Annotated in this window: 10 protein-coding genes; 8 read left to right on the top strand and 2 right to left on the bottom strand. The window is 40.3% G+C overall.

Annotated elements, in window-relative coordinates; all coding sequences use genetic code 11:
• The first annotated feature begins 433 nt into the window (after window positions 1-433).
• Complete coding sequence (locus tag BSG1_RS07605) at window positions 434-1,336, top strand: chemotaxis protein (RefSeq protein WP_006836382.1); 903 nt, start codon at window positions 434-436, stop codon at window positions 1,334-1,336.
• Between the two features lie 268 nt (window positions 1,337-1,604).
• On the opposite strand, the gene BSG1_RS07600 is transcribed toward BSG1_RS07605, so the two are convergent.
• Window positions 1,605-2,069, bottom strand: a complete 465-nt coding sequence (locus BSG1_RS07600) for a YkyB family protein (protein ID WP_006836380.1) — start codon at window positions 2,067-2,069, stop codon at window positions 1,605-1,607.
• Window positions 2,070-2,357: 288 nt separating this feature from the next.
• On the opposite strand from BSG1_RS07600, the gene BSG1_RS07595 reads away from it, so the two are divergent.
• From BSG1_RS07595 to BSG1_RS07565, 7 genes are all read left to right on the top strand, one after another.
• Window positions 2,358-3,890, top strand: a complete 1,533-nt coding sequence (locus tag BSG1_RS07595) for a Ppx/GppA family phosphatase (RefSeq protein ID WP_052302369.1) — start codon at window positions 2,358-2,360, stop codon at window positions 3,888-3,890.
• A 96-nt stretch (window positions 3,891-3,986) separates the two neighbouring features.
• A complete protein-coding gene (locus tag BSG1_RS07590) occupies window positions 3,987-6,086 on the top strand; it encodes an RNA degradosome polyphosphate kinase (protein ID WP_006836378.1) in 2,100 nt (699 codons plus the stop codon).
• 718 nt (window positions 6,087-6,804) lie between these two features.
• Window positions 6,805-7,020, top strand: coding sequence for a hypothetical protein (locus tag BSG1_RS07585; RefSeq protein ID WP_006836377.1), 216 nt, complete (start codon window positions 6,805-6,807; stop codon window positions 7,018-7,020).
• A 182-nt stretch (window positions 7,021-7,202) separates the two neighbouring features.
• Window positions 7,203-7,961, top strand: coding sequence for a 2,4-dienoyl-CoA reductase (gene fadH, locus BSG1_RS07580; RefSeq protein ID WP_006836376.1), 759 nt, complete (start codon window positions 7,203-7,205; stop codon window positions 7,959-7,961).
• Window positions 7,962-8,170: 209 nt separating this feature from the next.
• Complete coding sequence (locus BSG1_RS07575; protein ID WP_006836375.1) at window positions 8,171-9,391, top strand: EAL domain-containing protein; 1,221 nt, start codon at window positions 8,171-8,173, stop codon at window positions 9,389-9,391.
• Window positions 9,392-9,453: 62 nt separating this feature from the next.
• The gene (locus BSG1_RS07570; protein ID WP_044022569.1) at window positions 9,454-9,690 is read left to right on the top strand and encodes a hypothetical protein; all 237 of its coding nucleotides are present in this window, start codon (window positions 9,454-9,456) and stop codon (window positions 9,688-9,690) included.
• 1,045 nt (window positions 9,691-10,735) lie between these two features.
• Window positions 10,736-11,422, top strand: a complete 687-nt coding sequence (locus BSG1_RS07565) for a DUF3993 domain-containing protein (protein WP_006836373.1) — start codon at window positions 10,736-10,738, stop codon at window positions 11,420-11,422.
• A 27-nt stretch (window positions 11,423-11,449) separates the two neighbouring features.
• Here BSG1_RS07565 and BSG1_RS07560 read toward each other — a convergent pair whose 3' ends face one another.
• Window positions 11,450-11,701 carry a glutaredoxin family protein gene (locus tag BSG1_RS07560; RefSeq protein WP_006836372.1) on the bottom strand — a complete coding sequence of 84 codons (252 nt, stop codon included), beginning with the start codon at window positions 11,699-11,701 and terminating at the stop codon, window positions 11,450-11,452.
• Window positions 11,702-11,703: the final 2 nt, after the last annotated feature.

Below are 11,703 nucleotides of genomic sequence, written 5' to 3'. Positions count from 1 at the left end.
TGAAGTTGTTATTTTTCAGGTGTAAATGCGATATGTTTGATTCATTCACAGTTAGCATTGGTTTTAGTAGGTACTCTGGAATCCAATTAAGTCATCATGTTTCTTATAAAAATTAAAGTTTCAGATATAGAAACTAGTTTAATTGGAGCGGAAGGTGTGCGACCTCCTGCGGGATAAGCGGGACAGGTGAGACCCCGCAGGCGAAGCCGAGGAGGCTCACCGCCCGCCCCGCGGAGTCGCGCACCTGGAGCGGAAATCATACAAAACCATTCATTATTAATAACCTCACTCTTTATCATAGCCAATTATTAAAAGCTACAGAGTTATTCTAGCAGCAATTTACTAAAAAACAGCCAGCCATCATGAGATAAAAGCCGTCCAGGAAGTCGAGGGCATTCTCTTGAATAAACGCAAAGAGGAAGGATGCTGAAAAATGATAGAAGATAAAGGGATCCTATTAGAATCAGGGACCAATGAATTGGAAATCGTCGAATTTGAGGTAGGAAATAATAAATATGGAATAAACGTGATCAAAGTAAAGGAAATTATACAGCCGCTTCCTGTAACGGTGATTCCTCACGCCCATCCCTTTATGGAAGGAATCATCCAACTAAGAGGTGAAGTTCTGCCTGTTATTGATATGATGAAAGTGCTAGGGGTACAAGGCCGGAATGAGAACAAGCAGGACAAGTACATAGTCGCTGAATTCAATCAGCTCAGAGTCGTTTTTCACGTGGAAAATGTCACACAGATACACCGTATTTCCTGGGACCAGATCGAGAAACCTTCCAATATGTATCAAGGGTCGAGTTCCAAAGTCATCGGAGTCATCAAAAAAGGTGAGGACATGCTTCTCCTGCTTGACTTCGAAAGTATTATGGCCGAAGTGAATCCGGATTCTGGAATCAGGGTGTCAGAAGTAAAGAAGCTAGGCAAGAGGACAAGGTCGGCCAAAAAAATTGTAGCGGCTGAAGATTCACCGCTCCTTAGGAAGCTCCTGAATGATACTCTTGCAGAAGCTGGATATGAAAACGTAGAGTTTTTTGAAAACGGTAAAGATGCTTATCATTACCTAATTTCTCTTGCATCTGAGGGAAGAATAGAAGATGAAGTTAATCTTGTCATCACAGATATCGAAATGCCCCAAATGGATGGTCACCACTTAACGAAACGAATCAAAGAGGATGCAAAATTAAAACACATTCCTGTTATCATTTTTTCCTCTCTGATTACAGATGACCTGAAGCATAAGGGTGAAAGAGTGGGTGCCCAAGACCAGGTGAGCAAACCACAAATCAATGAACTGGTCCTGAAAATAGACAAACATATTTTATAAGGATAATTCAAATTCAGGTACCTGAAAATAAAAGGCTTCTTTCGCATATAATGTTTCCATTTACGAAGCAGTTGATTTTCGCTCAAGAGGCAGACGATGGGCCTGTCTGCACACATGACCGGGCAGGAGGTTGCACACCCTACCCTACAATCAACCACTTATAAACAAATCCGGAATAGACAGTGTGGAAAGCCCTGATCTTTAAAAAAACGCCAAATAAAAAGAAGCAAAGCTGAAAATAATTTCTGAGCTTTGCTTCTTTTTTATATTAAAAACTGTCGCCGAGTTTTTTAAATACAGGCTTTTGGTACTGGCGTCCGTAAGGTTTGTGAGAAGCGTCCTTACTTTCTTTCATCCCCGTATATTTTTCCAAAATCAATTTCGCTTCATTCAGGCTCATTCGGCATTTTGGATTTCTGATCGACTTATCGAGTGAACCAAGGTGGGGAAGATTGTCGAAATCAGATTTTGCGGGTGGAATATGAAAAGTATACATGCCGCAGTCAACCAATACATCAGATTGCTGTTGGCTGAAACGCGGATTGTTGGAAAAATGCAAACCCACTTTCGTTGCTTTTCCTTCTTTGATCATCTTTTGCAGTGCCTGTTTTTTCAAAGAATATAAATATTTTGGGTTGATAGCAGTTTTAGCGTGGCGGTTCACCGTGAAAACAGCTTGTGAGAGGTTTTTAATTGTAGCGATATGAGGGGATGAATCTTGAGAATTCCTCAAATTTTTGACTCCTTCCTTTAGATAGGATATTTTATTCTATTATACCTTTTTTTACTAAGATTGAAAAGTTTCGAAATGATAAACATTTTCTAAAAATGACATATTTCCTAAACAATCATTTATATAACTTTATCATAAGATGGGATAAACTTTAAGGTTAAACTATCCAAAAATCAGGTAAATAATTTGGAGGGCTCCCTTTCTGAATTCCAAAATCCCTGTGAGGGGATGTTACTGATTAGGCAGGTAATGACAAGACATACAATTATAACAATTAGGATGATGATCGTGATAAATAAAAGTGCAATCATTGATATAGGTTCAAATACAATCAGGCTGGTTATCTACGAGCATTTTAACGACGGCCGATATAAAGAGATTGAAAATGTTAAAACCGTTGCCAGGCTCAGGAAATATTTAAAAGAGGACATGAGACTGTCCGATGAAGGCCAGGGTAAACTTCTTGCGATATTAAAAAGTCTTAAGGAAATTCTGCAGTTCCATGAAATCAATTCTTATAGATGTGTTGCGACAGCTACCATCAGGCAAGCAGTAAATAGAGAGGAAATACTTTCTGACGTCAAGAGGGATACGGGTATGCATATCGAAATATTATCTGAAGAACAGGAAGCTTTCTATGGATATCTCGCAGTTACCTCCACCACACCTGCAGATAATGCTTTGACTATCGACATAGGAGGCGGAAGTACGGAAATCACTTATTTTGAAGATAGAAAGCTGAAGGAGTCTTACAGCTACCCATTCGGTGTAGTTTCATTAAAAACACAATTCGTAAAGGGAAACTCGATCACAGAAGAAGAAAGAAACAGCCTTATTCAGTTTCTGCTTAATGAATTTTCAAAACTTCCATGGCTGAAAGGCAAACAGGTTCCTCTCATTGGTGTGGGCGGCAGTGCAAGGAACCTCGCTCAGGTTGACCAACAGCAAAGAAATTATCAAATTGCCGGAGTCCACCAGTATGTTCTTTCGGGAAGTACAATTGAATCAATACGCGATCAGCTTTTTCCTCTTACTTATAGAGAAATAGAAAAAGTTGAAGGATTATCAAAAGACAGGGCTGATATCATCCTTCCGGCTGTTGAAGTCTTTCATCAGCTTTTCCGATATATAGATGCCTCTTACTTTATGATCAGCCGGAAAGGTTTAAGAGAGGGGCTCATCATAGAAGAGGCGAACAACAAGAGTGTCCCCGAATTGAATAGGGTTTCGGTGATCAGCTTGAGTCTGAAGGAATTATGCCATGAATTTGGTATCAATGAATCTCATTCAAGACAAATGGTGCTCCTGTCATCAGAAATATGGAGAAGACTTTCTGATTTAGGATACTGGAATCTTTCTTCCGATGACTTGAGCATCCTTCAATACAGTGCAGGATTATACTATCTCGGTGAATATATAGATTCAGAATCAAGCAGCCAGCATACGTTTTATTTATTGGCTAATCGTTCGATCAATGGTTTCTTTCATAAAGAAAGAGTAAAAGTAGCGGGGATTTCCTCATTTAAAAGCAAAACTTCTCTAAAACAATATCTAGAGCCATTCTTTGAATGGTTCACTAAAGAGGAAATGAAAAAAATAAGGGATATGGGTGCTTTGCTAAAACTTGTTTATAGTTTGAACGCTACAAAAAGAAACATCGTGAAAAAGGTGGAGGTTAAAAAGGAAAATGATTCACTAAGCTTGATTATTTCATGCAAGGGGGATTATCTTGCCGAACAGTATCAAACTGAAAAACAAAAGCGCCACCTGGAAAAAGCCCTTAAAACGGAGTTGGATATTCATTTTAGATACATCGATTAATCATAAAATATTACATTGTCCTTACAAAGCTTACACATTCATAAGATAGGATGAGGAAGCCGGAATATACGTCTTAACAAAGGAGGAGTAAATGCGATGAGGGCTGAACAGTACGACTCGCCTCAATATTATAATAATCGGGAACTGAGTTGGCTTGCTTTTAATGAGCGGGTTTTGGAAGAGGCGTTGGACTTTCAGAATCCGCTGTTGGAGCGAATGAAATTTCTTGCCATCTTCAGTTCGAATCTCGATGAATTTTTTATGGTCAGGGTAGCCGGGCTCAAAGATCAGGTTAAGGCTAATTACAACAAGCCTGAAAATAAAGCTGGCTTGACTCCCAAGCAGCAGCTGGACGCTATTTCAGCGAAGAATCATGAGCTTGTGGACCTTCAAGATGAAACGTTCACCAATTTGGTGATTCCTCAACTGAATGAAGAGAATATTTTTTTGCTTGATGTGAATGAGTTGAGCGAGGAACAACTCACTTTTCTGGAAATCTATTTTGAGGAGCAAATCTTTCCGGTATTGACTCCTTTGGCAGTGGATGCCTACCGGCCGTTTCCTATGTTGTTGAATAAGAGCCTGAACTTAGTCGTCATCCTGGAACAGCCCGATGCTGAAGAAGAGGAGGAGCGGGAGAAGGTTGCATTAGTGCAGGTGCCCTCTGTACTGGACAGAGTTATCTCTTTGCCGTCCAAAGAGGGACAGGAAATGTATATCCTATTGGAAAGTGTCATCATTCATTTTATTGAGAAGGTATTCAAAGGATATAATGTCAGCTCTACAAGTGCATTCAGAATTACGAGGAATGCGGATATGACGATTCATGAAGAGGGAGCGAGGGACCTACTGCTGGAAATTGAAAAAGAACTGAAAAAACGGAAATGGGGGGCGGCTGTCCGCCTTGAAGTCCAAAAGGGGTCAATGAACGAAAAAGTCCTTGATTACCTGCTTGATGAACTAGAAATCCACAGTAAAGATGTATACAAAGTCAAAGGTCCACTTGACCTTACCTTCTTATTCGGTTTCATCAGCCGAATAAAGATGAAGAGGGAGAATCTATCTTTTGAGGTATTCATCCCCCAGCCGCCCCGTGATTTACTTTCTCATGAAGATCTTTATGAAAAGGCTTTCCAAGAAGATCTGTTTTTCCATCATCCATATGAGTCCTTCGAGCCCATTGTCGATTTTGTTTCAGTTGCTGCAGACGATCCCAATGTCCTGGCGATCAAGCAGACATTATACAGGGTAAGCGGGGATTCTCCTGTCATAAACGCATTAAAGAGAGCAGCGGAAAATGGTAAGCAGGTAACAGTTTTGGTAGAGCTCAAAGCACGATTTGATGAAGAAAACAATGTTCAATGGGCAAAAGAACTTGAAAAATCAGGATGCCATGTAATCTATGGAATGAACAACCTGAAAACACACAGCAAAATTACACTTGTTGTCAGAAAGACCCTTGGAAGGATAGACCGTTTCGTCCATTTGGGAACTGGTAACTATAATGATCAGACGGCCAAGCTGTATACGGATATGGGGATCATCACATCTAAGAGGAAATTTGGTATCGATGCAACCAATTTCTTTAATTATTTAAGCGGGTATACCGAGAAGCCTGAGTTTTACCACTTGGTGGTAGCCCCTTTTGACATAAGGGATGAATTCATCCACCTGATCGATCAAGAAATTGTTTCCCATAAAGCTAATGGAAATGGAAGAATCATGGCAAAAATGAATTCATTAACAGATAAAGAACTTATCATGAAGTTGTACCAGGCATCCTCTGCCGGAGTGAAGATCGATTTAATTGTCAGAGGTATTTGCTGTTTGCGGCCAGGGATCAAAGGTGTCAGCGAAAACATTCAAGTCACCAGTATTGTAGGAAGGTTTCTTGAGCATAGCAGAATTTATTATTTTCACCATAACGGCGAAGGGAAAATGTATTTATCTTCAGCGGATATGATGACAAGAAACATGGTTAAACGAGTGGAGATCCTGTTTCCCATTTTTGAGGACGGTATTAAACGCAGGCTTCTTGAAATTCTTGACCTGACATTAAGGGATAATATGAAAGCAAGAAAACAGGATTCCGAGGGTAAGTATCATTATGTTCAGCGCAAGGAAGGAGAACCCTCGATCAATAGCCAGCAGGAACTTAAGAGGGAAGCTTATCAGCATTTATATCTTGAGAACTGAAAAAATAAGGCTGCTCTGTTATCACAGGGCAGCCTATAATTTGGCTGTTTTCGCAAAGTTTGTGGCTTTTTTATTTTAGAGTGCTTTTTTGCACATATGTTGAGTGAAGCGGAAGGTGTGTGATCTCCTGAGGGATTAGCGGGACGTCTAGTTCCAGCGCCCGAGGTTACGGTACCCACTGGAACGTGACCCCGAGGGCCTGAACAGGGCGCTTTCACATTTTATACAGGCAAAGCCGAGAAGACTCACCGCCCGCCCCGTGGAGTCACGCACCTGGTGCGGAAATCATCTTTAAATTTCATTAGCAACAATGTCTACGAAAAAGAGCTTTTCTGAAAGATTGTTGCATCGATACTATTCAACATTTAAATATTTAGTTGAGATTGAACGGAATTGTGCGCCAGCCCTGAAGAGCCCAGACGGCGGAAAAAATCTAATTCGAGCAACTCTTGGTAAGAATAAGCATCTAGACACTAATCTCAAGGGTTCAGAATGCTGAGAGATTTCATATCATATACTCTCCTATACTGTTTATATAGAAATCTATAAGTTGACAAAAGGCTACGAAATAATTTACTTTTATTGTAATGGTACATAGCGTTGCTTGCCCATAGTTTAACAGCAAGGTTCTGTTAAAAAGCTTATTATTGTTTTTCAGGGTCACTGGAATGGAAATCAACTTAGATAAAACAGAGCCAACAGCAAAGGAGTATGTATTATGACGAAACAAGAACATATGGAAATGATCATCCTGCCTACAGACCAGGGTGAAGTCAAGGTTTTCGTTTACGGGTTTAAACCATTTGGATCTTGGGGACAAGTAGTTGTACAGTTAAATGATTTGACCGTGAATTCTAAAGGATACAACCGCAAAAAGACGATTATCCGAACGTTGACACAGCTTCATCAGATGCTCGTCAATAATCAGGAGTAGTCGAAACAATCTTTTTATATAGACAGAGAAACCGATCGTGAGAGAGTTCACGTCGGTTTTTTTTATCGAACCCCAAGTAAATTAAATAATTTATTCGTAAGTGTTTTCATTTGGAGTAAATTGTTATATAATTCTGACATAGATATAATGAGTGAGGATTCATTCATAAAGGAGGGAAAGAAATGAAAACAATTATTATCACCGGCGGGTCAAATGGTATGGGGAAGTATATGGCCAAACACTTTCTTGAAAAAGGTTGTAATGTGGTCATTACAGGAAGAAATCAGGAACGGCTTCAAGAGGTGCAACAAGAATTTTCGTCACTGGAAGGGACTCTGGAAATCTTTCAAATGGATGTAAGAGAGCCTGAACATGCAGCAAAGATGATTGAATTCACAGCAGAACAATTTGGAAGTGTAGATACGTTGATCAACAACGCTGCAGGGAACTTCATTGTACCTGCTGAAAAACTTTCGCCTAATGGCTGGAAGTCTGTGATTGATATAGTGTTAAACGGTACTTTCTTTTGTTCCCATGCGGCGGCAGATTATTGGATAAAGAGCGGAACGAAAGGCAATATCATCAACATGGTTGCTACATATGCATGGAATGCCGGTGCAGGGGTGGCTCATTCGGCTGCAGCGAAAGCGGGAGTGCTTTCCCTTACAAGAACGCTTGCCGTAGAGTGGGGCCATAAATACGGTATCAGGACAAATGCAATTGCCCCAGGTCCAATCGAAAGGACCGGGGGTGCCGAGAAGCTGTGGGAATCAGAGGAAGCTGCCAAACGAACAATTGACAGCGTGCCATTAAAACGATTGGGCACCCCAGAGGAAATCGCGGGACTGGCGTACTTTTTAGCATCTGACAGTGCCTCATATATTAATGGTGAATGTGTCACGATGGATGGAGGCCAATGGCTTAATCGTTTTCCATTTTAAATATATGACCAATCTAAACCAGCCTGGATTTTCAGGCTGGTATTTTTTTATGTGAAAATATTTTGTTTCCATGGGGGTCATGCACCGGAAAGTGAATCAGGCGCGTTCCAAAATCAGGTTTGTTAATAAAAACCGACATAATTCACGTCAAACATTCTTCAGGATATGATATACTCAATAATATTTTATCGTTTGGGAAGTGGTTGATAATGGATCCGTTGGAAATCGTGGCGAATATAGACCAGGCTTTTCCTTATTTTCAGCCCGTATTCAGTGCAGATGAACATACCATCATGGGATATGAAATATTGGGAAGATATAAGGGGGAAGAGGGAGTCGTCAGTTTAGGGCCTTTTTTTCTGGATGAGGATATTCCTGATGAGTATCGAATAGAAGTCGACAATCACATATTGACAAAGGCTCTTGAAAAATCATTGAATGAGAATGTTTCTACTTATTTTTTCGTGAACAGGGATGCGAACCTGCTGATGGTGGATCAGGGGGAATCCCTTCTTGAACTATTATTGCGTTTTTGTGCAAAAGGGTTGAAACTGGAACAAATTGTACTCGAAATATCGGAAAAGACATTTAGAGGAGACTTTGAACAGTTATTTCACCTAATTCATTATTACAAAACCTATGGTATTAAAATTGCAATTGATAATATCGGCGGTGACAGCGACCAATGGGAAAGGCTTGCGAAAGTCAGTCCGGATATTTTGAAGGTAGATCTCCAGCATTTACGGAAAGAGGCAGGAAACACTACATTCCATAACATTTTATACAGTCTTTCGATGCTGGCAAGAAAGATCGGATCAACGCTTCTTTTTGAAAATATAGAATTGGATTACCAGCTTCACTTCGCTTGGAAGAATGGAGGCCGCTATTATCAAGGCTTTTATCTTCAAAAACCTTCAGCCGAATTTTTGGAGGAAGACATTCTCAGAGAAAAGCTGAAAAATAAGTGTCAGAATTATATTGAACATGAAAAAAGACATTTAAAAGCAGTATATAATCTTACTCAACTTCTGCAGCGTGAGATTCACGAACACATAAATGAATTAAAGAAGCAGGCAAAAAGTCTGGATAGTCTGCTCGTAAGCCTTGCCATAAACGTGGAGGATAAGTTTTTTCGTTTGTATATATGTGATGAAAACGGGTTTCAGTTGACAGACAACCTGGTCAGAAACAAGAAGAAGTGGGAAACGCTTCCTGATTTCAGAGGTAAGAACTGGAGCTGGCGGCCGTATTTTCTGGAGAACATCATGAGAATGCAAAATAGGAATTCAGGTCTTTTATCAGATTCCTACAGTGATATTGAAACGGGAGAAACAATCAGAACGTTTTCCTATCCATTAGGAGAAGATCAATACTTGTTTATGGATTTATCGTATGAATTTCTCTATGAGCAGGACGGAATTCTTTACTGAGTCTGGAATAGATAGAGCTCTATCGGGCACCTTAACCTTAAAAGCGTCTAAGGGGTGGTGTAATGAGTAGCTTCATTTGGATTCTAATATTATTGAGCGCAGGAGTTCTTGTTTATTCCTTAGTATATACCTTTAAGGTCGGCCGGCAGCAAAAAGCCTTGAAGAATGAATTGGACACGGATTTACCTGAAAAGGTCCAGGAACATCCTTATACGCGAAATCCAATTTTTCTTGCGTTTATAATATCTGCAGTCATTGTAATATTGTTTATCCTTTATTATGCATTTGCCTATAGATAGTATCGAGCCCCCTGAAGATTCGGGGCTTTTTTTTATTTTTGGGGAATAGTGGTATTGCTTCCATTGAATCTTGTCGCTTGATTTCCCAGGTGCGCGACTTCCCGGGGCGGGCGGTGAACTAAAAAGCGGAAGCGGCCGTTCAGTGACGTACAGATTTTAGGGCTCTTGTATGAGAAAAAGGAATCACGAAGAGCGTTAGCGATTCGATGATCATTTCCCATTTCCAAAAGTGCGCTTTGCACGTAACAAAGCTTAAGTCAGAAAAAAATCCAGAAGCCGATTTTTTTCAACGTCGCTCTATGGACTCTATGAGGAAATGATCATGATGACTTATCTATATAAAGTGGAAAGGCCCCGTTCAGCGGCGTACAGACTGGACTGTCTCCGCATGAGATAAAGGAAACACAACGAACGCAGTGAGTTGATGTTCATTTCCCATTGACCAAGAATGCACCATTAACCAGAAAAGCTTCTTAAAGAAAAAATCCAGAAGCCGATTTTTTCTAAATACCTCTTTAATCGAGTGGAGGAAATGAACTTGTTGACTTATCGCAAGGAGGGGGCAGGGAAGTCTGCTAGCCGTTGGGACCTTGCAGCTGGATTCACAAGGAGAGAGACCGAAATGTGCTAGTCGCTAAGTACGTTCCAGTGGGTACGGACCCTTGGCCGCTGGAGCTGGATGAGCCTCCTAAGCTTCACCTGCGGGGTTACGTTCCAGTGGGTACGTAACCTTGGTCTCACCTGTTATCAAAAGTGGAAGCGCCACATTCAGCACCGACAGGCAAATGTTCCCCGAACGTTATGTACCCTCTTGGAACGTATCCCGGCCCGTCGGTTTACTCTGCGGAAAGAAAAGGCGGTTTGTTTTGTACTGTCTGCATTTTGCTTTACATGCAGGATTGGTAAATTATTCTTTTGGTTATTTTATGTTTTACATATATCTAAAAAAGGGAACAGAATAAATGAAAATTAGCAATGAATCTGTCTGCTTTTGTTAGTTAAATACGAACGATTTACATACTATCGACAAGCAAGGATTGCTACAATGGAAAAGAAATCCAAAGGGGGAGAAGAGGTAGTGATGATGACCAAATTAAAGAAGTTAACTGCCGTACTGATTGCAGCCATTTTTTGCATAACATTCATTGAACCTGCTACTGCATTGGACAAGGAGTCAATAGTCGAAAGGGTTCAGACCGCATTTGAAAAGCAGGTTTCCCTTAGTGAAAAGCCTAGAACAATGGAAGAGATTCATGCCATTTTAGATACTCATTTTACTGATTCTTTTAAGGATAAGTTCCTTTTGGAAAATGTTATTGAAACAGAAGAAGGTTTTCAAACATTTGGTTCTGATTTTGCAGCCTACTATATACCTAACTTTTCGTACAGTGATAAGACTAAAGCTGTTAAAAAAGGTGAAACGGTTTACTTAGTTGAGTATTTTACCTACGAGGAAGGTCCGGTTTATTTCGAGGACGGCTATCAAGGGGTGAAGTTGACAGAGGAAAATGGTGAATTGAAAGTGGAAGACATTTTCTTTACACTGCCTAATGAGCTTGAAGGCGAAGCTGAAAGGGAAGTTACAGAACCAGCTGAGAACCCTCAGAACGTCCAAACAGCAAAAGGGGAGAATCATGTTGCTCCCCTTTCATTCTCTTACGTAAATAAGCAGTATAGAATATTCCAGGGCTATTTCTTGGATGATGTTCAAAGCGTGACGAATTTAATATAAGTCCAATTCAGCTTTGACACGTTGGTGTCAATTTTTTTTGTTTAACCCCAAAACTTCCGGCAGCTTGGATAGATCAGAACTGTAGTATATTTGATCATTGATAATGACAACAGGTGTTGACATGGCTTTATATTTTTCTATAAGTTCCTTCCTGGCCAGGGAATCCTTCCTGATATCTTTCTCTGTGAAAGCAATAGTGTTGTTGGTCAATAATTCTTTCACGAAAGAACAAGGTGGGCAATCCGGCTGAGTATATACGGTGATGTCATTTTCCTTCAATC

Origin of the sequence: Bacillus sp. SG-1, from assembly GCF_000181495.1 — a bacterium.
GTDB lineage: Bacteria > Bacillota > Bacilli > Bacillales > Bacillaceae_B > Rossellomorea.
Note: the sequence above shows the minus strand (reverse complement) of the source record. Positions and strands in the feature narration are given on the sequence as shown.